The following is a 20,385-nucleotide window of genomic DNA, read 5'->3' as shown; positions in this document are numbered from 1 at the left end:
TGTATGCCGGCGCACATCCGCTGCCGCGTCGGCGAGAATAAACCAGCATTCCGCCGCCGCCGCCATGGTTTTCGACAGGATGCCGGACCCCTCATGCCATGCCCCCATCCGTGCGACAGGATCGCCATCGCGCTCCGGGCGCTGCTCGTCCCGGCGACGTTCCGGCGGCGCGCCGTCACGCTTTGAACCCTGTGATCGGGGTGGCAAGCGCGGCGGTTCCGGGTAAACTCGCGGCTATGGCTATAAACAGGATCAGCCGGATGCCGCCAGCCATGCCCCGCCGGGCTCTCCGTGCCGCAGGCGGCATCGCGGCTGCGGAGCGCTGAGTTCGCGGCATGGAAACCCGGCGCGCCATTCTCTTCGCCGATATCGAGGGCAGCGTGCAGCTCTTCCGCCGCGTCGGCGATCAGCGCGCGCTCCGGATGATCGAGGAATGCCATGCCGCGATCCGGGCCGTGATCACCGGCCGCGGCGGCGCGGTGGTGAAATCGATCGGCGACGGGCTCATGGCGACCTTTCCCGAGCCGGGTTCGGCCTGCCATGCCGCGATCGCGGCGCAGCTCGCGATGGCGAAGCTGCCGCATCCCGATTCCGAATCGGCGCTGCGGCTGCGCGTCGGCATCCATGCCGGCCCCGTGATCGAGACCGATGACGATTGCTTCGGCGATACCGTGAACATCGCCTCGCGCCTCGCCTCCGCCGCCAATGGTGGAGAGATCATCGTCAGCGAGGCGATGGGCAAGACGCTGCCGCGCGAGCTTTCGGCGATGCTTCGCCGGCTCGGCACCATCGTGCTCAAGGGGGTCGGTGGTGACTTCCCGGTTCTCGAGCTGCTCTGGCTGCGCGAGGGCGCGATGACGGTGCTGCCGCACGACATCGCCAAGGAGACGGTGGCACCGCGCCGCAGCCGGCTCGAACTGGCCCAGGGCGCCATGCGCTGGAGCTCCGGCGATTCGCGGACCCGGGCGACGATCGGCCGCGAGGACGGGTCGGATTTCGTGATCGCCGATCCGCGCGCATCGCGCGCCCATGCATCGATCCAGCTTTCCGGAGACCAATGGGTGCTGACGGATCATTCGACCAACGGCACCTTCGTGGTCTTCGCCGGCGAGAGCGCCATTGCATTGCGCCGCAAGGATCTCGTGCTGCACGGGCTCGGCTATCTCGGCTTCGGCTATGATCCGGCCAAGGAGCCGGCCGAGGCGCTCCGCTTCGCACTGTTCACGATGAGCTGAGCCGGCTTAAGGCGCGATCAGCACCGTTGGCAATCCCGTGACGATGGCGCCGCCCTTGCCGGTGAGATCGCCGATCCGCGCCGCCGGAAGCCCGGCGACGAGCACATTCCAGGCGCCGGTCACGATCGGGTCCGGCACGGGCGGCGGTACGCAGGCGCAGACATCGGTCACGCGTGCCGCCGGCAGCCCGCCCATCAGCACGTTGAGCGCGCCGATCATGGCGATCGGCAGCATGCCCGGCGCGATGATCGGGCAGGTATGCATGTCGGTCAGGCGGGCGGCGGGACGGCTCATGACGGGGCCTCGGCGGGCTGATCGGGATGGTTCCTGAGGGCGGATAGCCTCCGGACGGGTGCGCATACCCGCCCGGATGGTTCGCTCAATGGGCCGCGTGCCCGGCGGCCCGCGAGGCGCTCCAGTCGGCGAAGCTCTTCATCTCGAGCCCGAGCCGCGCGTAATCGACCTTGTAATAGCCGCTTCCGGTGAGGATCACCGCCTCCGGATCGTGCTCGAGCACCTCCTGCGCCATCACACCGACCTGACGCGGCCCGCCCCAGACATAATCGAAGGCATAGAGGCCGAGCCCCTGCGCCGTCGTGCCGACGCGCTCGATGTTGTGCTTCAGGCGGATGTCCGACCAGCCGCCGCCACCACCACCACCACCACCGGAGCCGCCACCACCACCGGAGCCGCCACCACCACCGGAGCCGCCGCCACCGCCGCCGCTATCCCCGCCGCCGCCATCATTGGCGGCGGTTCCGGTCGCCCGCGCGGGAGGCGCGGCCGCCTGGCCGGTTCCCGCCGCCCGCGGCGCGGCGCGCCGGGGCTGGGGCTGGAACTCCTCCAGGCGATAGGGCGCGCGGGAGCGGATTGCCGCATCGGAATTGGGGTTCGCTGCCGCCCGCGACGGGGTCGCGATGCGCTGATAGGCGCCGGTGCGGGGGTTGTAGACATAGCTCGCATTGGGGTCCTGGCAGCCGGCCAGCATGGTTCCGGCCAGAGCGGCCAGCGCGAGAGATTTGAGCAGGCATCCGGTGGTCGGTGTCATCTTGGCCCCCGTTTCAGGTTCATGGCTGGGTGAGGATCTCCCCTCAGAAGAGGTCGATCCGCGGATTGCGCTTCTCCCAGGCCTCCCGCGCGAGCGCGATCAGCCTGTCGTCGGATGAATCGGCGCCGGCGAGCGCCTGCGGGCCGAGTTCGCGCGCGAGGCGCTGGGCGACCTTCTGCTTCTCGGCCGCCGGCAAGTCCGCGAGCATCCGCCGGGCGCGGTTCTCGGGATCGCCGGCGCCGGGCCGGTTGATCGCCGCGGCGAGCGCGAGGAAATAGCCGGCATCGGTGAGGCTGCGCAGCTTGCCCGGCCCGTCCATCGCGAGCCGCGCCCGGTCGAGCGCGCCCCAGTAATCGCCGCGCTCGGCGCCGCGCGCGAACAGCGTCGCGGCCTGATCCAGATTGCGCGGGACACCGGCGCCGTCGCGGTAGAGGCGGCCGAGATTGGTGGGCGCATAGGGCTGCCCGCCCTCGGCGGCCTTGCGGAAATAATCCGCCGCGATCCGGGGATCGCGCGGCACGCCGTTGCCGGCGAGATGGGCGAGCCCGAGATTGTTCATCGAATAGATGTCCTGCCGCGCGGCGCCGGCCCGGTAGAAGCGCAGCCCGCGTTCGGTGTCCTTCTGCACCTCGATTCCCTCGAGGAAGATATAGCCGAGCTCGTTCATCGCGTAGGTATGGCCCATATCGGCGGCGCGCAGCATCATCCGCAGCCCGCCCGACACGTCCTTGGCGGTGCCGCGGCCATAGAACTGCGCCTTGCCGTAATCGTAGATGCCGTAGGGATCGCCGCGCTCGGCACCCTGGCGGAAATACTCGACCGCCTTCTCCGGCGCGGCGGGGCGGCCGATCCCGAGGCGGTGGAGATAGCCGAGCTGGTAGAGCGCGCGGGTATGCCCCATCGCCGCCGCGGTTTCGGTCTCGCGCCAGCCGCCCTCGATATCGCGCGCGGCGAATTTGGCGCGGCCGAGCTGGTAGCGGAAACGGGCGACGGTCGGGAACCGCTCCACCGCCTGCGTGCAGGCGCGCAGGGCGGCGGGCGCGTTGATTTCGTTCGGCAGCCGCCCCTTCCGCGCGACGCCCTGGAGGTCGAACGGTTCCGCCGTCTCGCTGTCGCATGGGTGGAGCGCGGGGCTGATCGCGAGCCGCGCCTCGGTCGTGCGGTCGCCGGTGTCGAGCGCCAGCCGCGCCACGAAGGCGCTGTCCTCGGTGCCGATCTTCGGCTCGTAGCTGAGGCCCGCCAGTTCGGCGAGCGGCAGCGCGGTGCCGGCCTCGATCCGCTTGCCCTGGGCATAGAGCGCGCCGGTCGGCGGCACGGCGGTGAAGGTGACGCTGAGCGCGCCGGCCTGTTCGAGCCGCGCTGCCGGCAGATCGAGCGAGGCGCCCCCGACCCCGACCGGCGGGCGCGGCGTCAGCCGCGCGAGCCCGGTGAGATAGGCATGCGCTTCCGGATGCCGCGGCGCCCGCGCCGCCGGCGCGGCAGCACCCGAGGAGCGCGCGACAAGCCCGCCATCGCCGACCGCCACCGCCACCGCGCCCTGCGCGGCCTGCTTCCAGGCATCCGTGACCGTGTAGGTCAGCAATTCGACATGGCCCGGCGGAGCCTCGGCCGGATCATAGGCGAGCCGCGCCAGATCGGCGACCTTCAGCGCCCGCGCCGGGCCGATCGGCTGCCCGGCGAGCAGCAGCCGCCCCTTCTGCGGCATGGTGTCGAACGTGATCGTCAGCGGCGAGCCCGCGGGGCTCACCGGAGCCGGCACGTCGAGCGGGCCGGGCGTGCCGGCGAGGACGGTCGCGCGGTGGATCGGCTGCGAGACCGGTGCCGAGGGCAGCCGGACCATGAAGAAATCCGTCAGCAGCGAGGAATTCTCCCACGGCACCTGCCGGCCGTCGGTCGAGGTGATCACGTCGCGCCGGACCTGGGTCAGCATCTGGCGGACTTCGGTATTGGGGATCAGCGCGCGCTTCACGAAGGCCTGGGTGTAATGGCTGAGTTCGCCCGTGCCGTCATAGGCCACCTTGTCCGGCTCGGTGGAGAAGGCGAACAGGCTGCCCATGCCGATGCCCCGGCGCGACGGGGTTCCGAGATTGGTCGGCGCGGCGAGCCCGGCGATCTTCGGCGCCTTCTCCAGTCGGTCGGCGATCCAGTATTGCTCGGCCCGGAACGGGTTGTCGCGGCAGGCGTCGAGGAAGATGAGCTGCATCTTCGAATTCTCGCGCAGATAGCCGTAGATGTTGTCGACGTTCACGGATTCGATCTCGACGTCGTAGGGCGTCGCCAACCGGGCATCGACGGGAACGAGATAGTTCTTCCCCGCAATCTGGATCCCGTGACCCGAATAATAGACGAGGCTGACATCTGCGTTCTCGACCGAGCGCAGGAAGCTCTTCAGCAGTTCCTCGAAATCGATCCGGGTGAGATCCTGGCCCTCGAACACCTCGAATTGTGCTGCCCGAAGGGTGTTCGCCACCTCGCGCATGTCGTTGGCCGGGTTCTTGAGCTTCGGCAGGCTGCCATATTGCGCATTGCCGATCACCAGGGCGACGCGCTTCTGACGGGGTTCGGCGGCCATGGCCGGCAGCGATATTGCCGCCACGATCATGAGGGCCGGGACGGCGAGCCGGAGGCGGCGCGTCACGCGCGTCAGGATTCGGCCGATCAGGGGGGCAAGCTCGGGCATGTCTGTCCTCGTCAACGCAAGCGTGGCGCGGCACACGGCGCGCCGTGTATCCTTGTCGAAGGACGGGCGCAGGGTGACGCTCGACTGTCGATGTGTCAATTTGCTTTTGCCGTGTTTCGGGGGGATGCTCTGTGCGACCCTGCACAAAGCCCGGCCGTGCTTCACGATATTTGTCAGCACCGTGACGCTCATCCTTCGGGACGGGCGCCATGGGAGCGAGACCAGGACGACCTTGGAATGGCGACGAGGCGAGCATGCCAGTTCGGAAAGCCGCAGAGACCCGCAGGACGATCCTGAAACCGGCCGCGCGCGCCGCCGCGGCTGCCGCGCCGCGTCGCGTGGCGCCCGGCGGCCTCACCCTGGTGCTCGGCTTCGTGCTGGTGCTGGTCGGAATCTGGGCGGGCGGCGCGACCTATCTCCTGCTCTCCGGCAACCGCCTTGCGACCTCGGCCATCGGCCGCGCGTTCGAGCTGCAGGATTATTACGAGCAGCAGGGTGCGGAATTCCGCCGCCTGCTCGCCGCGAGCCAGGCCGAATACGAGCGCGCCCAGCGCGATCTCGACCGGCTGGAGAAGATCGCCAACCAGCAGACGGGGATCGAGGCGCGGCTCATCGAACTGGTCCGCCGCCAGGGGCAGATCGAATCCCGGCAATCGGCGCTGGTGCGGGTCGCCGAGCAGATCGGCGGCGCGCCGATCGCGGCGCTCCAGGGGGTCGCGGCCAAGGTGCCGGCGCCGCCGCGCCGCCAGGGCGCCGGGCTCGAACGCACCCGCTCGGCGCTCGGCATGGAGCCGGACGATCCCGAGGATTTCGAACTCGATCCGGATGCCGAACTGCGCAGCGACCCGGCCTCCGAACGGCGCGGCGATGCCGGGAGCGATGCGCTCGGCGAGCGCCGCGCGGCGCGGGTTCCGGTCCTCGAGGCCGAGAAATCGCTCGAGATCGCGATGTCGCTGCTCGTCCGCGCCCAGACGCTGGAAGCGAACCAGATCACGAGCATGAAGACGCTGAGCGAGGCAGCAGAATTCCGCCTCGCGTTGCTGCGCCAGGCGGCGGAGGCGGCGGGGCGCGAATTGTCTGACATCGTCGATCCCAAGCGGATCCAGGCGCTGCGCGCGGTGTCGAAGGTCGCCAGGCCGGCGGCGGAGGATGCGAGCCCGTTCGGCATCGCGCTCTCGAACCTGCGCCGCAGCGCCACCGAGATCCGCCGTCTCGCGCCGGTGGTCAACGGGCTGCCCATCCGCCAGCCCGTGACGGCGGAGAACCGGATCTCGAGCCGGTTCGGCGCCCGCAGCGATCCGTTCCTCGGCACGACCCGCTTCCATGCCGGCCAGGATTTCGCCGCCGCCACCGGCACGCCGATCTTTTCCACCGGGGCGGGCGTCGTGCTGAGCGCCGGCGAGGCCGGCGGCTACGGCAATCTCGTGCAGATCGACCACGGCAACGGCCTCGTCACGCGCTATGCGCATCTCTCGGAGATCCATGTCTCGCCCGGCCAGCCGATTGCGGCGGGGCAGATGGTCGGCAAGGCCGGCTCGACTGGCCGTTCGACCGGGCCGCACCTTCATTATGAGACCCGGCTCAACAATGTTCCGAATGATCCGATGCGGCTGATGCGGGTCGGCGCGCAGCTCGGCGTCGCGGTGGCGGCGCCGCTGCCGCCGCAGCGCCCGGCCCGGCGCGGCTAGCGCGGCGCCGTGCCTGTTTGGACCAGGCGCCTCAGCCGCGCGGCAGCGTCACATGGAAGGCGGTGCCGGCGGGTCCGGTCTCGGCGAGCGCGATGTCCCCGCCCATGCCGCGCACGAGTTCCGCCGCGATCGCGAGGCCGAGGCCGGTTCCGCCGGCCTGGGCGGTGCCGGAGAAGGCCTGGAACAGCCGCCCGCGGATGCGCTCGGGAATGCCGGGGCCGGTATCGCGGATCTCGAGGACGACAAGGTCTCCCGCCACGCGCGCCGTGATCGTGATCACGGCCTCGCGCGCTGTCTCGCCGTCCCGAAGCGCGGTAACGGCGTTGCGCAGGAGATTGGTCAGCACCCGGCCGAGATGGCCGGGATCAGCCGCAACCGTGACGCCTGGCGGAATCGCGGCGCGTAAGGCGGGCCGGCCTTCCGCCGCGAGCATGAGCAGCGCGGCGGTCTCCTCGACCAGCCCCGCGAGATCGACCGGCCGGATCTCGGGCGGCTGTTCCTCGGCCCGGCCGTAGCCGAGTGTCGACTGGCAGAAGGCGATCGCGCGGTCGAGGGCGTCGAGCAGGCGCGGCACGAAGCGCTGCACATTGGGGTCGCGCACCGCGCCGATCCGGTCGGCGACAAGCTGCGCCGTGGCCAGCATGTTGCGCAGGTCGTGGTTGATCTTCGCGACCGCGAGCCCGAGATTGGCGAGCCGCTCGCGTTGGCGCAATTCCTGCTGGAGCGCGGCCTGCATCTCCGAGAGCGCGCGTTCGAGCGTGCCGATCTCATCGCCGCGCGGCGTTGGCCGGATCAGCGACCGGGCATTCGCGGGGTCGGCGCGGAAGGCGGTGACGGCCTGCGCGAGCCGCTTCACCGGCCGGACGATCAGCCCGTCGAGCGCCGCGAACACCAGCAATGCCGTCATTCCGGACAGCAGCAGTGCCAGGACGAGGATGTTGCGCGAGAAGCGGATCAGCGCCTTGCGCAGCGGCTGTTCGGGAATGACGATCTCGACGAATTCACCGCCCCCCGGCGCCGGCCCTACCACCCGGATGGCACGCGCGGCGCCGAAGAACAGGATGTCGAAGGTGGAGGCGATCGCGCGCGGCATGTCGCGCAGACGGAGATCGATCTCGAAATCGACCATCGGCGGCATGGCCGAGATGGCGAGGAGGCGTCGCGCATTGCCGGATCGCAGCGCGATCATGCTCGTGCCCATGCCCGAGAGCATGTCTTCCATGAGCGCCGGGGGCAGCGTGTCCGCCGGCGTCCGTTCGAGGATCAGCGCGGCGGTCCGGGCCTGCGCGATCCGCTCCGTCAGCCAGGCATTGCGATAGCTCGCGATCGAGGGAACATAGATCAGCACCGCCGCGAGCAGAACGAACAGGATCGTGAGCGCGAGCAGCTTCGACGACAGCCCCGGCGCCAGCCGCTGCGCCGTCATCCGAGCCACCGCAGCAGCCGGATGAGGCGCGCCATGCCGGGGCGCTGCAATCGCTCCCGCATGAACAGCGCGCCGAGCGCCTGCAAGGCCGCGGCGGCGCCGGGCGCGGGCAGGGCGAGTTCGGCCAGGGCCGGCAGGGGCGTGCCGGACCGTGCCGCGAGAAGGAGCGGCGCCGCGAGCGCCTCCGCCTCGTCGGCGAGGATGGCTGCGCCGCGGATCGCGCCCTTCGGCGTGGCGATCGCCTTGATGAAGCCCGGCCCCGAAGCGGTTGCGACCGGCACGCGCAGGAAGCGCAGGCCGGCGCGTGCGCCCGGCGCGAGCCCCGCTTCGCCGGCGCCGAATTCGACCAGTGCCGGCCGCGTCGCGACACGGCGCGGCAGGGCGGCGGGATCGATACGCCCCGGACGGCGGAACACCAGCGATGCGAGCAGGGCCGCCGCTTCCGCCCGCGCCTGCTCGGCGGCCTCGGCACGGCCGGTCGCGGCGCCCGCGACATGGATCCGGCGGTTGCGGGTCCGCAGCCGGGAATCGAGCAGCGGCGCGCCATCGCGCATCGCGATCCCCGCCCTGTCGGGGGCGAGCGCGGCGAGGCGGGGAACCAGGCCGCAATCGAAGGCGGCATGGCTCAGCGTGACCGGCCCGGCACCGTCCGGGAAGACGAGGCGGCGCGCGCCGTCCTCACCGGTGACCAGGCTTGCGCCCTCCAGGCTGCCGCCCTCGCGGATCGCCACGCCCTCGCGTTCAAGCAGGGTCCGCACCAGGGCGGCGCCGTCGGGATCCCAGCCGGGAAGGAAGCCGGCCGTGGCGAGCAGCGTCACGCGCGCACCCGCCCGCCGGGCCGCCTGCGCGGTCGCGACCCCATGCGCCCCGGCGCCGAACACCGCGAGCTGGGTTCCGGCCGCCGCGGCCGGATCATGCGCGGGCACCGCCTCGAGTCCCGGCACCGGCGGCAGGGCCGGTTCCGCTCCGGTGGCGATGACGAAGCGCCGCGCCCGCACCAAGCCGTCCGGTGTTTCGAGCCGGTCCGGCCCTGCGAAGCGGACCGCGCCCTCGATGATTCGCGCGCCGAGCGCGGCGAGCCGGCGCAGCGGATCCGGCTGCCCGGGCGGCGGAGCGAAGGGGGTGGCACACGCCGTCGCCAGCGCCACCGGCACGCCGAGCGCCTGCGCGGCGAAGGCGAGTTCGAAACCGGCCGCGTCGAGCCCGATCACGCAGAGATCGGGACGGATTTCGGTTTCGGCCTGAAGCAAGCGCGTCATGCAACCCCCGTCTGGCGGCGGACCTTAGCCGATGGCGGACCTTTGGCAATCTCCGCCGCGTCTCCGCGTTTCGGCATTGACATTTGTCCCCGGCTGATGTTCAAGCGCCGTCTGGTTTTGAAGAGCCGGTGCGGCCGGGATGAAGGGCGCCTTCGGGCGCATTTCTTTTGTTCCGCCGCCGGCACTCGTGAAAGAGCAGTCCGATGAAGCGCACCTATCAGCCGAGCAAGCTCGTCCGCAAGCGCCGCCATGGCTTTCGCGCCCGCATGGCCACCAAGGGTGGCCGGAAGGTGATCGCGGCCCGGCGCAACCGCGGGCGCAAGAAGCTCTCGGCCTGAGCCGTCGGCTGCGGCCGGGCATGCCGGGCGGGGCCGGGCCATGACGGGGGCCATCACGGACAGCGGCACAACCGGAGAAGGCGCGGGCAGGGCAGAAGCTTCCCTGCCCGTTTTTCGTCTCGAGACCATCAAGAAGCGCGCCGCCTTCCGGGCGGCGCAGGCTGGCCGCCGCGTCTCGACGCCGGGTTTCACCCTGCTGCTCAGCCCGGAACCGCCGCCGGACGGCGCGCCGCTGCGCTTCGGCTTCACGGTTACGAAGAAGATCGGCCACGCGGTGGAGCGCAACCGCATCCGTCGGCGTCTGCGCGCGGCGGTACGTGCCGCCGCGCCCCGCCTGTGCGGTGGGGCAATGCAACTGGTGCTGATCGCGCGGCGGCCGGCGATCGACCGTCCCTTCGCGGCCCTCGTCGAGGATATGGTCCGCGCGGCGGCGGCGCTCGCGCAGCTGCGCCCCGGAAAACCCGGAAAATCGCCGCGAGGCTGACGCAAAGCTTGGCAAGCCGCCCCAACTCGGCATAGAAGGCGCCGGACCGTTTTCGAGGGAAGACCGGTCGACGGCCGCTCGGCGCGCGCCGTTCCGCTCCGGCCGAGACGGGCATGCGCGGGGCGCGCGCGCCGCCTGCCGCGCGTGGCGGGCCGGTCCGGCGACATCACCCCTCCCACTGGAAAAGGCTTGGCATGAAGTCCGAGGACAACAGGAACCTGCTGCTGGCGATTGCCCTCTCCGTGGCCGTCATGGTGGGCTGGAACTATTTCTACGGCGTCCCGCAGCTCCAGCAGCAGCGCCAGGCCACGCAGCAGACGGCGGCGAATCCCGCCCAACCTGCCGCGCCAGCCGTTCCCGGCGCGCCGGTTGTGCCCGGTGCTGTTGCGCCTGCCGCGCCCGGAATTCCCGGTGCTCCCGCGCAGCAGCCCGGCATCGGCGGGGCGCTGCCCGGCGGCACCTTCGTCAGCCGCGAGGTCGCGCTCCAGCGCAGCCCGCGCATCCGCATCGAGACGCCCTCGGTCACCGGCTCGATCTCGCTGATCGGCGGCCGCATCGACGATCTCGCGCTGGTCCGCTATCGCGAGACGGTGGAGGCATCGAGCCCCAATATCGTGCTTTTCGCCCCGATCGGGGCGCCCAATGCCTATTTTGCGGATTTCGGATGGGTTCCGGCTGCCGGCCAGAATTTGGTCGTGCCGGGCCCGGACACCCCGTGGCAGGCAAGCGGCGAGGTGCTCAGGCCCGGCAATCCGGTGACGCTGAGCTGGGACAACGGCCAGGGGCTGATGTTCACCCGCAGGATCGAGGTCGATGACCGGTTCCTGTTCACGATCACCGATTCGGTGCGCAATGCCGGCGCCATGCCGGTTGCGCTCTCGAATTACGGCCGGGTGTCGCGCCACGGCACGCCGACCACGCTCGGGTTCTTCATCCTGCACGAGGGGCCGGTCGGCTATGTCGCCGACAAGCTCCAGGAGCCGAGCTTCGATTCGCTCCGCAAGGCGAAATCGCAGACCTTCCCGAAAAGCGACGGCGGCTGGCTTGGCATCACCGAGAAATACTGGGCGGCCGCCTTGCTGCCGCCGCAGCAGAAGCCGTTCTCGGCCGCTTTCGCCGCGACGGGCGACCGGCCCGTCTACGAGGCTGCCGCGATCGCCGAGCCGGTGAGCGTGGCCCCCGGCGCCGCGGCCGAGGCCGTGATGCGGCTCTTCGCCGGCGCCAAGGAGGTGAGCGCCATCAACGGGTATGGCGAGAGCCTCGGCGTCAAGAATTTCGACCTGATGATCGATTGGGGCTGGTTCTATTTCATCACCAAGCCGATGTTCTACCTCATCGACTGGGTCTACAAGCTCGTCGGCAATTTCGGCATCGTGATCCTGATCGTAACGGTGCTGATCAAGCTCGCCTTCTTTCCGCTCGCCAACAAGTCCTATGCCAGCATGGCCAAGATGAAGGCCGTGCAGCCGGAGATGCTCGCCATCCGGGACCGCTATGCGGACGACAAGATGAAGCAGCAGCAGGCGATGATGGAGCTTTACAAGCGGGAGAAGATCAACCCGCTTGCCGGCTGCCTGCCGGTCCTGATCCAGATCCCGGTATTCTTCGCGCTCTACAAGGTTCTGTTCGTCACGATCGAGATGCGTCACGCGCCGTTCTTCGGCTGGATCCGCGATCTCGCCGCGCCTGATCCGACGACGATCTTCAACCTGTTCGGTCTCCTGCCCTTCGATCCGACGCAGGTTCCCGTCCTCGGGCCGTTCCTGCATCTCGGCGTCTGGCCGATCATCATGGGCATCACGATGTGGGTGCAGATGAAGATGAACCCGGAGCCGACCGATGCGGTGCAGAAGGCGGTGTTCGGCTGGATGCCGCTCGTCTTCACCTTCATGCTGGCGACCTTCCCGGCCGGCCTCGTGATCTATTGGGCCTGGAACAACACGCTTTCGGTGCTCCAGCAATACGCGATCATGAAGCGCATGGGCACCAAGGTCGAACTCTGGGACAATATCCGGGCCATGTTCAGGAGGGCCTGATCGCCCGATGCCGCTGCCCGACCCCCTCTCCCGCCAGCCGATTCCCGGCTGGCGCGGCACGGCCTATCTCAGGGCGATCGTGGATGATCCACGCATCGAGATCGGGGATTTCAGCTATTACGACGACAGCCGCGGGCCGGAACATTTCGTCGCGCGCTGCGTGCGCTATCATTTCGACTTTGTCGGGGACCGGCTGATCATCGGCAAGTTCTGCGCCATTGCGCAAGGGGCGCAGTTCCTCATGAACGGCGCCAACCATCCGATGCGCGGGATCTCGACCTTTCCCTTCGCCGCCATGGGATTCGTGCCCGGCGAGGCCCCTGATCTCGACGGAGATCCGCCGCGCGGGGATACCGTCATCGGCAACGATGTCTGGATCGGGCGCGAAGCGGTGATCCTGCCCGGCGTGACGATCGGCGACGGCGCCATCATCGGCGCGCATGCGGTCGTCTCCCGCGCTGTTCCGCCCTATGCGATCGTCGTCGGCAATCCGGCGCGGGTGACGCGTCTGCGCTTCTCGGCGGGTGAGATCGCGCGGCTTCTCGCGATCCGCTGGTGGGATTGGCCGGTGGAGAAGATCATGCGCCATGCCGCGCTGCTGCGGGCGGCGGATATCGACGCGCTGGAGAACGCGGAATGAGCGAAGCCGCCACAATCGATTTCACCGAAGCCGGGCGGCGCCTTTTCGCGCGCGAGGCGGAATTCTACTGGGCGGCGGCGCGCAAGGACAACCTGCCGCCGCCGCGCGGGCTGGAAGTCGCCTTCGCGGGCCGCTCGAATGTCGGGAAATCGTCGCTCATCAACGCGCTCACCGGGCGCAACGCCCTGGCCCGCACCTCGCACACGCCGGGGCGGACGCAGGAGCTGAACTTCTTCGATGTTGCCGGCGTGCTCTCGATCGTCGACATGCCGGGCTACGGCTATGCGGCGGTCGGCAAGGAGAAGGTCTCGGCCTGGACCGGGCTGATCCACGATTATCTGCGCGGCCGCGTCGAACTCGGGCGCGTCTTTCTGCTGATCGATGCCCGGCACGGCATCAAGAAGACCGATGAGCCGATCCTCGACACGCTCTCGCAGGCGGCGGTCTCGTTCCAGCTGGTGCTGACCAAGGCGGACGAGCTTTCGCCCGCCGAGGCAGAACGGCGACGGGCCGAGGTCGCGGCGGCGCTCCGGAAGCGGGCCGCCGCTCATCCCGATATCCTGCTCACGTCGAGCCGCAAGGGCGAGGGCATCGCGGAACTCCGGGCCGCGATCGCGCGCCTGCTGCATGATCGCGGCCATTTGCCGGCTTGGAGCCTCGCATGAACCCGATCATCCTTCTCGGCGGCGTTTCAGGTCTCCTCGGCGTTGCCGCCTCCGCCTATGCCTCGCATGGCCCGGCCGGGCCTCAACTCGCGACCGCCGCGAATTTCCTGCTCTTCCACGCGCCCGTCTTTCTCGCGCTGGCCGCCTTGCAGGGGCGGGAGGGGCGCTGCTTGTCGCAATCGGTGACGGTGACGACGCTGCTTGCCATGGGCCTTGCGCTGTTCTGCGGCGATCTCGCGCTGCGCGCGACGCTGGGCCATGGCCTGTTCACCGGCGCCGCGCCGCTCGGCGGCGGCACGATGATGCTCGGCTGGGCCGGGATCATCGTCTCGGCGATCCGGCATCGCGGCTGAGCGGCAAATATTCTCGCGCCGGCGATTGAGAATCCGGGGCGATCTCCGCTAGAAAACCTCGCCCGCCGCAGGAATCCCGCCATGTCCGACAAGAAGCTCCCCGATGTCCATATCCGTGCAGAAGTGATCGCCGAGGCGCTGCCCTTCATGCAGCGCTATGATCAGGAAGTGGTCGTCATCAAATATGGCGGCCACGCGATGGGCGATCGCGCCGCGGCCGAGGATTTCGCCGAGGACGTGGTGCTGCTCGAATTGCAGGGCGTGAAGCCGATCGTCGTGCATGGCGGCGGCCCGCAGATCGGGCGGATGCTCGACAAGCTCGGCATCAAGAGCGAGTTCCAGGGCGGCATGCGCGTCACCGATGCCGCGACGGTTGAAATCGTCGAGATGGTGCTCGCCGGCGCGATCAACAAGCAGATCGTCGGCTGGATCTCGGCCGAGGGCGGCCGGGCGATCGGGCTCTGCGGCAAGGATGGCGGCATGGTCACCGCACGCAAGATGCTGCGCACCGTGCGCGACCCCGATTCCAACATCGAACGCGAACTCGATCTCGGCTTCGTCGGCGATCCGCACAAGGTCGATCGCACGGTGCTCGACGCGGTGCTGAGGGCGGAGCTGATCCCGGTCCTCGCGCCGGTCGCCATCGGCGAGGATGGGCAGACCTACAATGTCAACGCCGATACCTTCGCCGGCGCCATCGCCGGCGCAATGCGCGCCAAGCGGCTCCTCCTTCTGACCGACGTGCCCGGCGTGCTCGACAAGGACAAGACGCTCATTCCGCAGCTCACGGTTGAGCAATGCCGGCGCCTGATCGCCGACGGTACCGTGACCGGCGGCATGATCCCCAAGATCGAGACCTGCATCTACGCGATCGAGCAGGGCGTCGAGGGCGTGGTGATCCTCGACGGCAAGGTGCCACATGCGGTGCTGCTCGAATTGCTGACCGAGCACGGCGCCGGCACGCTGATCACGGCGTGAGGGTGCGGCTTTCGGGATAGTCCACCGCCATGAAATAGAGCCCGTCCGGCGGCGCGACCGGGCCGCAGCGCGCGCGGTCGCGCGCGTCGAGCGCGGCGCGCATCGCCGCGACCGGCCAGACGCCGTGCCCCACCCTGGCGAGCGAGCCGACCATCGACCGCACCTGGTGGTGCAGGAACGAGCGGGCGCTCGCCTCCACCCAGATCTCCGCGCCGTTCCGCGTCACTTCGAGCCGCTCCAGCGTGCGGATCGGGCTTTTCGCCTGGCAGGAGGCGGCGCGGAAGGTGGTGAAATCGTGCCTGCCGAGAATCGTCCGCGCTGCCGCGCCCATCGCCTCCGCGTCGAGCGGCCGCGCGACATGCCAGACGCGCTCCCTGTCCAGTGCCGGGGGAGCGCGGCGGTTGAGGATGCGGTAGCGGTAATGCCGCCGGATCGCGGAGAGCCGCGCATCGAAGCCCGGCGGCGCGCGCCCGGCATCGCGGATCGTGACGCTCTCGCCGGCCTGCGCGAGATGCGCGTTGAGCGCGTCGCGCAGCGTGTCGGCCGGCCAAGCCTTCGCGAGGTCGACATGCGCCACCTGGCCGAGCGCATGCACCCCGGCATCGGTGCGGCCCGCGCATTGCAGCCGCCGCCCACCCTCGCCGAGCCGGGCAAGTGCCGCCTCGATCGCATCCTGCACGGTCCGGCCGCCGGCCTGGCTCTGCCAGCCGCGATAGGGCGCGCCGAAATACTCGATATCGAGCCGGAAGCGGAAGGTCTCGGCCATTTCAGCCGAACCTCACTCCCGGCGGCAGCGGCTGGCCGTTGAGGAAGTCCGCGGCGGACATCGCCTCGCGGCCAGCCGGCTGCACGCGCAGGAGCCGGATCGCGCCCTCGCCGCAGGCAATGGTCAGGTCAGGGCCGAGCAGGGTGCCCGGTGGGCCCCGCCCCTCGGCCGGCCTCGCCGCGAGAACCTTGATCCGCTTGAGCGCATGCTGCCATTCATATTCAAGGAAGGCGCCGGGAAACGGCGCGAGCCCGCGGATCTGGTCGTGCACCGCGCGGGCCGGTCGCGTGAAATCGATGCGGCATTCCGCCTTGGCGATCTTGGCGGCATAGGTCACGCCCTCGTCCGGCTGCGGCGTGAAGGTCAGCGATCCGCGTTCGAGGGCGGCCAGTGCCCGCACCATGAGGTCGGCGCCGATCACCATCAGCCGGTCGTGGATCTGGCCGGAATCGGCATCCGGTGCGATCGGCACGCGTTCCGCCAGCGCCACCGGGCCGGTATCGAGCCCTTCCTCCATCCGCATCACCATCACGCCGGTCTCGGCATCGCCGGCCATGATCGCGCGCTGGATCGGCGCCGCGCCGCGCCAGCGCGGCAGCAGCGAGGCATGGAGATTGAGGCAGCCGAGCACCGGCGCGTCGAGCACCGGCTTCGGCAGGATGAGCCCGTAGGCGACCACCACCGCGGCATCGGCGCCAAAGGCGGCGAATTCCGCCTGTTCCGCAACTCCGCGCAGGCTCACGGGGGTGCGTACCGGAATGCCGAACCGTGCAGCCATGCGATGAACCGGACTCTCGACCGTCTCGAGCCCCCGCCGCCCGCCCGGTGCCGGGGCGCGGGTATAGCAGGCGACGACCTCATGCCCCTGGCCGAGGATCGCCGTCAGCGTCGGGACGGCGAAATCCGGCGTCCCCATGAAGACGATCCGCAGGCTCACGCCACGTCGTCCTTGTGCCGCGCGAGCTTCTGGAACCGGCGCATCACCCGCTCGCGCTTCAGCTTCGAGAGGTAATCGATGAACAGCACGCCGTTGAGATGGTCGATCTCGTGCTGGATGCAGGTGGCGAGCACGCCCTCGGCCTCGATCTCGCGCGGGTTGAAATCGACGTCGCGGAAGGCCACCCGCACCCGGTCCGGCCGCGCGACCGTCTCGTAATATTCGGGGATCGAGAGGCAGCCCTCCTCCATCTCCCGCATCTCCTCCGAGGCCCAGACGATCTCGGGATTGACGAGCACCATCGGCTCTTTCGAATCGTCGCGCCGGGAGACATCCATCGTCACGAGCCGCAGCGGCTGGCCGATCTGGATCGCCGCGAGCCCGATTCCCGGCGCGTCGTACATCGTTTCGAACATGTCATCCACGAGCCGGCGCATCGGCGCGTCCATGCGCTCGACGGGTTTCGAGATCAGCCGCAATTGCGGATCGGGAACGATGACGAGGGGACGGATGGCCATGGCTTCGCTTTCTGACCGACCGACATAGGCATTGCCGGAGGGCGGGTCAATATGTTCTTATTATGTTCTAAAGAGAATCGGATAGGGTTTCCGGCATGGATCAAATTCTCCTTGTCATCGGCGGCACGCCTATTTCCGCGCTTCATGCCTTCGTTGCCGCAGGGGCGCTGGCGCTCGTCCTGCTCGTCGCGCTCCTCTGGCAGAATGCCGGCGCCGCCCGCCGCCGGGCGCTGGAGGCCGCGGCCGCGGCCGAACGCCAGCGCGAGCTGGACGACAAGGTCGCTGCGATGAACCAGATCCAGGCCGAGATGACCGGACGCATGCAGGCGCTGGCCGAGATCTTCGGCGCCCGGCAGGCGGATCTCGCGCGCCTGCTGAGCGAAAGGCTCGATTCCGTGCGCGCGGCGACGACGCAATCGCTTGGCGAATTCCAGAACCGCCATGCCGAAACGCTCGGCAGGCTTAACGAGCGCCTCGCGGTCATCGACGCCGCCCAGGCCGACCTGAAAGGCCTGACGAGCGAGGTCCTGAGCTTCAAGGCCGTGCTCGCCGACAAGCAGGCGCGCGGCGCCTATGGTCAGGGGCGGATGGAGGCGATCATCCGCGACGCGCTGCCCGCCAAGGCCTATCGCTTCCAGGCGACGCTCACCAATCGGGCTCGGCCGGATTGCGTGATCGACCTGCCGGGGGATGACCGGCCGCTGGTGATCGACGCCAAATTTCCGCTCGAGGGCTTCGCGGCCCTGCGCGCGGCGACGGGGGATGAGGCGCGGGCGGCGGCGGAGAAGCGCGTGCGCGCCGATCTCGGCGCTCATATCCGCGATATTGCCGACAAATACCTGCTGCCGGGCGAGACGCAGGATATCGCGCTGCTGTTCGTGCCCTCCGAGGGCATCTACGCCGAACTCAGCGAGCGCTTCGAGGATGTGGTGCAGAAGGCGCATCGCGCGCGGGTGATCATCGTCTCGCCTTCGCTGCTGATGATGGCGGTGCAGGTCGCGCTCTCGATCGTGCGTGATGCCGCCGTGCGCGAGCAGGCGCGGCTGATCCAGAGCGAGATCGGCCGGCTTGTCGAGGATGTCCGTCGCCTTGCCGAGCGCGCGGGCAAGCTCGAACAGCATTTCCGGCAGGCGCAGGAGGATGTCGCGGGCATCACGATTTCGGCCGACAAGGTCGTGCGACGCGGCGACCGGATCGAGCAGCTCGATTTCGGCGGCGCGGAAGAAACGGCCCCGATCGCTGCGCCGCAGGGCGTGGAGGCCGGCGCGGCCACGGCGCTGCCGTTCCGCCGTCCGGCAGGCTGAGGGCCGTCCGGCCTGCTCAGTTCCCCTTGAGGAAGGCGCGGATCACCCGGCCATAGATGGCCGTCAGCGTGTCGATATCGGCGATCGCCACGCGCTCGTTGACCTTGTGCATCGTGTCGCCGACGGTTCCGAATTCCACCACCGGGCAATGGGCCTGGATGAAGCGCGCATCGGAGGTGCCGCCGGTGGTGGAAAGCTCCGGGCGGCGGCCGGTCTCGGCTTCCACCGCGCGCGCGACCAGCTCGACGAAGGGGCCGGGCGCGGTGAGGAAGGCCTCGGCATTGGTGGGGTGACAGACGAGCGTGAAATCGGGCGCGTCGTTCACGGCATCGAGCCGGCGGCGCAGCTCGGCCGCGAGGCTCGCGCTGGTCCAGCGATCGTTGAAGCGGATGTTGAACTTCGCCACCGCGCGGGCCGGGATCACGTTGCGCGCCGCGTTGCCGACGTCGACCGAGGTGAATTCAAGGTTGGAGGGCAGGAAATGCGGCGTGCCGGCATCGAGCGGCATCGCCTTGAGCGCCGTCATCAGCCGCACCAGCCCGTCGATCGGGTTGCGGGCGAGTTGCGGATAGGCGACATGCCCCTGCACCCCCTCCACGGTGAGATCGCCGGACAGCGAGCCGCGCCGGCCGATCTTCATCATGTCGCCCATGGCGCGGGGATTGGTCGGCTCGCCGAGCAGGCAGGCATCGAAACGTTCACCGCGTGCCTTCGCCCATTCGAGCAGCTTCGCCGTGCCGTTGACGGCATCGGCCTCCTCGTCGCCGGTGATCAGGAAGGCGATGGCATGCCGCTCCGGCGCCCCGTGCCGGTCGAGATGGTCGAGAACGGCGGCGAGCGCGGCGGCAACGCCCGCCTTCATGTCCTGCGCGCCGCGGCCATGGATCGCGCCGCCGAACACCGCGCCGGAGAAGGGCGGATGGAGCCAGCCCGCCGCATCGCCCGGCGGCACGACATCGGTATGCCCGGCGAAGACGAGGCAGGGGCCCGCGCCGATCCGGGCATAGAGGTTCTCGACCGGATAGCTGTCCGAACCGGAGAAGACCGGACGATGGACCGCGAAGCCATAGGGGGCGAGCCAGCCTTCGATCAGCGCCAACGCGCCGCCCTCCGCGGGCGTGACGGAGGGGCAGGCGACGAGATCGCGCGTCATGCGCGCGGCGCGGGACAATTCGGTCATCGCGGGCTTCCGCTCATGAGGGCATCGGGAAGGCAGGGCATGGTTCAGGGCTTCGCGTTCGGCCCGTAGGGCGGAGGCGGGATATCGTTGTGGGCCTTGCGCAGGGCGGCCGACCAGCGCTCGCGCAGATCGTGGAAATAGGGCTCTCCGGCATCGATCCGGTGCTCGACTTCGGGGACGAGCGCATCGCGGCGCAAGACAAGGATATCGATCGGCAGCCCGACGCCGAGATTGGAGCGCATGGTCGAATCCATCGAGATCAGGCCGAGCTTGAGCACGTCATAAAGCTCGCTGCGATGCGTCACGGCCCGGTCGAGGATCGGCTTGCCGTATTTGTGCTCGCCGATCTGGAGATAGGGTGTGTCGGGCGTCGCCTCGATGAAATTGCCGGCGCGATAGAGCATGAAGAGCCGCAGGCTCTGCCCGGCGATCTGGCCGCCGAGCAGCATCGAGACCTCGACGGAGGACCCGTATTGTTCGATCGCCGCGCCATCGACGCGGTGGACATGGCGGATCACCTCGCCGACGAACTGCGCGGCTTCGAACATCGATGCCTGGTCAAGCAGCGTCTCCTTGCGCCCGTCCGCGCGCTCGAGCCCCTCGCGCAGGATCGAGATCACCGATTGGGTGAAGCCGAGATTGCCGGCGGTGGCGAGCGCGAACAGCTTGCGCCCCGGCTCGCGGAAGATGTGGAGCTTGCGGAAGGTCGCGATGTTGTCGAGCCCGGCATTGGTACGGGTATCGGCGATCATCACGAGCCCGGCCTCGGTGAGAATTCCGACGCAATAGGTCATGGCTGTTCCGGCATTGGTCGCATCGGCGCCTCTTTACGGCAGCCGCGCGGGCGAAG

The 20,385-nt window shown here is 69.5% G+C and carries 20 protein-coding genes; 10 read left to right on the top strand and 10 right to left on the bottom strand.

Features of this window, described 5'->3' with window-relative positions:
• The first annotated feature begins 335 nt into the window (after positions 1–335).
• Complete coding sequence (locus FWJ24_RS08540) at positions 336–1,235, top strand: adenylate/guanylate cyclase domain-containing protein (protein ID WP_150287396.1); 900 nt, start codon at positions 336–338, stop codon at positions 1,233–1,235.
• A gap of 6 nt (positions 1,236–1,241) precedes the next feature.
• Here FWJ24_RS08540 and FWJ24_RS08535 read toward each other — a convergent pair whose 3' ends face one another.
• From FWJ24_RS08535 to FWJ24_RS08525, 3 genes are all read right to left on the bottom strand, one after another.
• Entirely contained in the window at positions 1,242–1,529 is a 288-nt protein-coding gene (locus FWJ24_RS08535) for a PAAR domain-containing protein (RefSeq protein WP_150287395.1), read from the bottom strand.
• Between the two features lie 85 nt (positions 1,530–1,614).
• On the bottom strand, positions 1,615–2,283 hold the full coding sequence (locus tag FWJ24_RS08530; protein ID WP_166443639.1) for a tail fiber domain-containing protein: 669 nt from the start codon (positions 2,281–2,283) through the stop codon (positions 1,615–1,617).
• A gap of 43 nt (positions 2,284–2,326) precedes the next feature.
• Positions 2,327–4,963, bottom strand: coding sequence for a caspase family protein (locus tag FWJ24_RS08525; RefSeq protein WP_166443638.1), 2,637 nt, complete (start codon positions 4,961–4,963; stop codon positions 2,327–2,329).
• 254 nt (positions 4,964–5,217) lie between these two features.
• On the opposite strand from FWJ24_RS08525, the gene FWJ24_RS08520 reads away from it, so the two are divergent.
• Complete coding sequence (locus FWJ24_RS08520; protein ID WP_150287393.1) at positions 5,218–6,651, top strand: M23 family metallopeptidase; 1,434 nt, start codon at positions 5,218–5,220, stop codon at positions 6,649–6,651.
• Between the two features lie 31 nt (positions 6,652–6,682).
• On the opposite strand, the gene FWJ24_RS08515 is transcribed toward FWJ24_RS08520, so the two are convergent.
• Positions 6,683–8,077, bottom strand: coding sequence for a sensor histidine kinase (locus tag FWJ24_RS08515; protein WP_150287392.1), 1,395 nt, complete (start codon positions 8,075–8,077; stop codon positions 6,683–6,685).
• Positions 8,074–9,336: an FAD-dependent oxidoreductase gene (locus tag FWJ24_RS08510; protein WP_150287391.1), complete on the bottom strand. Its 1,263-nt coding sequence runs from the start codon at positions 9,334–9,336 to the stop codon at positions 8,074–8,076. Before FWJ24_RS08510 ends, FWJ24_RS08515 begins: the two co-directional genes overlap by 4 nt.
• Before the next feature lie 203 nt (positions 9,337–9,539).
• Between FWJ24_RS08510 and rpmH the strand changes: the two genes are divergently transcribed.
• The 7 genes from rpmH (at position 9,540) to argB (ending at position 14,830) form a co-directional block, all read left to right on the top strand.
• On the top strand, positions 9,540–9,674 hold the full coding sequence (rpmH, locus tag FWJ24_RS08505) for a 50S ribosomal protein L34 (protein ID WP_150287390.1): 135 nt from the start codon (positions 9,540–9,542) through the stop codon (positions 9,672–9,674).
• Between the two features lie 40 nt (positions 9,675–9,714).
• Positions 9,715–10,158 carry a ribonuclease P protein component gene (rnpA, locus tag FWJ24_RS08500; RefSeq protein WP_150287389.1) on the top strand — a complete coding sequence of 148 codons (444 nt, stop codon included), beginning with the start codon at positions 9,715–9,717 and terminating at the stop codon, positions 10,156–10,158.
• 194 nt (positions 10,159–10,352) lie between these two features.
• Positions 10,353–12,194: a membrane protein insertase YidC gene (yidC, locus tag FWJ24_RS08495; protein WP_150287388.1), complete on the top strand. Its 1,842-nt coding sequence runs from the start codon at positions 10,353–10,355 to the stop codon at positions 12,192–12,194.
• A 7-nt stretch (positions 12,195–12,201) separates the two neighbouring features.
• On the top strand, positions 12,202–12,834 hold the full coding sequence (locus tag FWJ24_RS08490; RefSeq protein WP_150287387.1) for a CatB-related O-acetyltransferase: 633 nt from the start codon (positions 12,202–12,204) through the stop codon (positions 12,832–12,834).
• The gene (yihA, locus tag FWJ24_RS08485) at positions 12,831–13,499 is read left to right on the top strand and encodes a ribosome biogenesis GTP-binding protein YihA/YsxC (RefSeq protein ID WP_150287386.1); all 669 of its coding nucleotides are present in this window, start codon (positions 12,831–12,833) and stop codon (positions 13,497–13,499) included. Before FWJ24_RS08490 ends, yihA begins: the two co-directional genes overlap by 4 nt.
• The gene (locus FWJ24_RS08480) at positions 13,496–13,852 is read left to right on the top strand and encodes a DUF423 domain-containing protein (RefSeq protein ID WP_150287385.1); all 357 of its coding nucleotides are present in this window, start codon (positions 13,496–13,498) and stop codon (positions 13,850–13,852) included. The genes yihA and FWJ24_RS08480 overlap by 4 nt, the downstream gene beginning before the upstream one ends.
• A gap of 81 nt (positions 13,853–13,933) precedes the next feature.
• Positions 13,934–14,830, top strand: a complete 897-nt coding sequence (argB, locus tag FWJ24_RS08475) for an acetylglutamate kinase (protein WP_150287384.1) — start codon at positions 13,934–13,936, stop codon at positions 14,828–14,830.
• Here argB and truA read toward each other — a convergent pair.
• The 3 genes from truA to def are packed head-to-tail and all read right to left on the bottom strand — an operon-like array spanning position 14,820 to position 17,051.
• Positions 14,820–15,596 carry a tRNA pseudouridine(38-40) synthase TruA gene (gene truA, locus FWJ24_RS08470; protein WP_150287383.1) on the bottom strand — a complete coding sequence of 259 codons (777 nt, stop codon included), beginning with the start codon at positions 15,594–15,596 and terminating at the stop codon, positions 14,820–14,822. The genes argB and truA overlap by 11 nt on opposite strands.
• A gap of 1 nt (position 15,597) precedes the next feature.
• On the bottom strand, positions 15,598–16,533 hold the full coding sequence (gene fmt / locus FWJ24_RS08465) for a methionyl-tRNA formyltransferase (RefSeq protein ID WP_206110817.1): 936 nt from the start codon (positions 16,531–16,533) through the stop codon (positions 15,598–15,600).
• A complete protein-coding gene (def, locus tag FWJ24_RS08460) occupies positions 16,530–17,051 on the bottom strand; it encodes a peptide deformylase (protein ID WP_150287382.1) in 522 nt (173 codons plus the stop codon). Before def ends, fmt begins: the two co-directional genes overlap by 4 nt.
• 95 nt (positions 17,052–17,146) lie before the next feature.
• Between def and FWJ24_RS08455 the strand changes: the two genes are divergently transcribed.
• Positions 17,147–18,355: a DNA recombination protein RmuC gene (locus FWJ24_RS08455; protein WP_150287381.1), complete on the top strand. Its 1,209-nt coding sequence runs from the start codon at positions 17,147–17,149 to the stop codon at positions 18,353–18,355.
• 16 nt (positions 18,356–18,371) lie between these two features.
• Here FWJ24_RS08455 and dapE read toward each other — a convergent pair whose 3' ends face one another.
• A complete protein-coding gene (dapE, locus tag FWJ24_RS08450; RefSeq protein ID WP_150287380.1) occupies positions 18,372–19,535 on the bottom strand; it encodes a succinyl-diaminopimelate desuccinylase in 1,164 nt (387 codons plus the stop codon).
• A 44-nt stretch (positions 19,536–19,579) separates the two neighbouring features.
• A complete protein-coding gene (locus FWJ24_RS08445) occupies positions 19,580–20,329 on the bottom strand; it encodes a proteasome-type protease (RefSeq protein WP_150287379.1) in 750 nt (249 codons plus the stop codon).
• Positions 20,330–20,385: the final 56 nt, after the last annotated feature.

The sequence above is a fragment of the Rhabdaerophilum calidifontis genome (genome assembly GCF_008641065.1).
GTDB classification, from domain to species: Bacteria; Pseudomonadota; Alphaproteobacteria; order Rhizobiales; family Beijerinckiaceae; genus Rhabdaerophilum; species Rhabdaerophilum calidifontis.
Note: the sequence above shows the minus strand (reverse complement) of the source record. Positions and strands in the feature narration are given on the sequence as shown.

What these genes read in the sequence shown, in the direction of transcription:
- FWJ24_RS08540 (WP_150287396.1), top strand. Translation starts at nt 336, where the DNA reads ATGGAAACCCGGCGCGCCATTCTCTTCGCCGATATCGAGGGCAGCGTG.
- FWJ24_RS08535 (WP_150287395.1), bottom strand. Translation starts at nt 1,529, where the DNA reads ATGAGCCGTCCCGCCGCCCGCCTGACCGACATGCATACCTGCCCGATC.
- FWJ24_RS08530 (WP_166443639.1), bottom strand. Translation starts at nt 2,283, where the DNA reads ATGACACCGACCACCGGATGCCTGCTCAAATCTCTCGCGCTGGCCGCT.
- FWJ24_RS08525 (WP_166443638.1), bottom strand. Translation starts at nt 4,963, where the DNA reads ATGCCCGAGCTTGCCCCCCTGATCGGCCGAATCCTGACGCGCGTGACG.
- FWJ24_RS08520 (WP_150287393.1), top strand. Translation starts at nt 5,218, where the DNA reads ATGCCAGTTCGGAAAGCCGCAGAGACCCGCAGGACGATCCTGAAACCG.
- FWJ24_RS08515 (WP_150287392.1), bottom strand. Translation starts at nt 8,077, where the DNA reads ATGACGGCGCAGCGGCTGGCGCCGGGGCTGTCGTCGAAGCTGCTCGCG.
- FWJ24_RS08510 (WP_150287391.1), bottom strand. Translation starts at nt 9,336, where the DNA reads ATGACGCGCTTGCTTCAGGCCGAAACCGAAATCCGTCCCGATCTCTGC.
- rpmH (WP_150287390.1), top strand. Translation starts at nt 9,540, where the DNA reads ATGAAGCGCACCTATCAGCCGAGCAAGCTCGTCCGCAAGCGCCGCCAT.
- rnpA (WP_150287389.1), top strand. Translation starts at nt 9,715, where the DNA reads ATGACGGGGGCCATCACGGACAGCGGCACAACCGGAGAAGGCGCGGGC.
- yidC (WP_150287388.1), top strand. Translation starts at nt 10,353, where the DNA reads ATGAAGTCCGAGGACAACAGGAACCTGCTGCTGGCGATTGCCCTCTCC.
- FWJ24_RS08490 (WP_150287387.1), top strand. Translation starts at nt 12,202, where the DNA reads ATGCCGCTGCCCGACCCCCTCTCCCGCCAGCCGATTCCCGGCTGGCGC.
- yihA (WP_150287386.1), top strand. Translation starts at nt 12,831, where the DNA reads ATGAGCGAAGCCGCCACAATCGATTTCACCGAAGCCGGGCGGCGCCTT.
- FWJ24_RS08480 (WP_150287385.1), top strand. Translation starts at nt 13,496, where the DNA reads ATGAACCCGATCATCCTTCTCGGCGGCGTTTCAGGTCTCCTCGGCGTT.
- argB (WP_150287384.1), top strand. Translation starts at nt 13,934, where the DNA reads ATGTCCGACAAGAAGCTCCCCGATGTCCATATCCGTGCAGAAGTGATC.
- truA (WP_150287383.1), bottom strand. Translation starts at nt 15,596, where the DNA reads ATGGCCGAGACCTTCCGCTTCCGGCTCGATATCGAGTATTTCGGCGCG.
- def (WP_150287382.1), bottom strand. Translation starts at nt 17,051, where the DNA reads ATGGCCATCCGTCCCCTCGTCATCGTTCCCGATCCGCAATTGCGGCTG.
- FWJ24_RS08455 (WP_150287381.1), top strand. Translation starts at nt 17,147, where the DNA reads ATGGATCAAATTCTCCTTGTCATCGGCGGCACGCCTATTTCCGCGCTT.
- dapE (WP_150287380.1), bottom strand. Translation starts at nt 19,535, where the DNA reads ATGACCGAATTGTCCCGCGCCGCGCGCATGACGCGCGATCTCGTCGCC.
- FWJ24_RS08445 (WP_150287379.1), bottom strand. Translation starts at nt 20,329, where the DNA reads ATGACCTATTGCGTCGGAATTCTCACCGAGGCCGGGCTCGTGATGATC.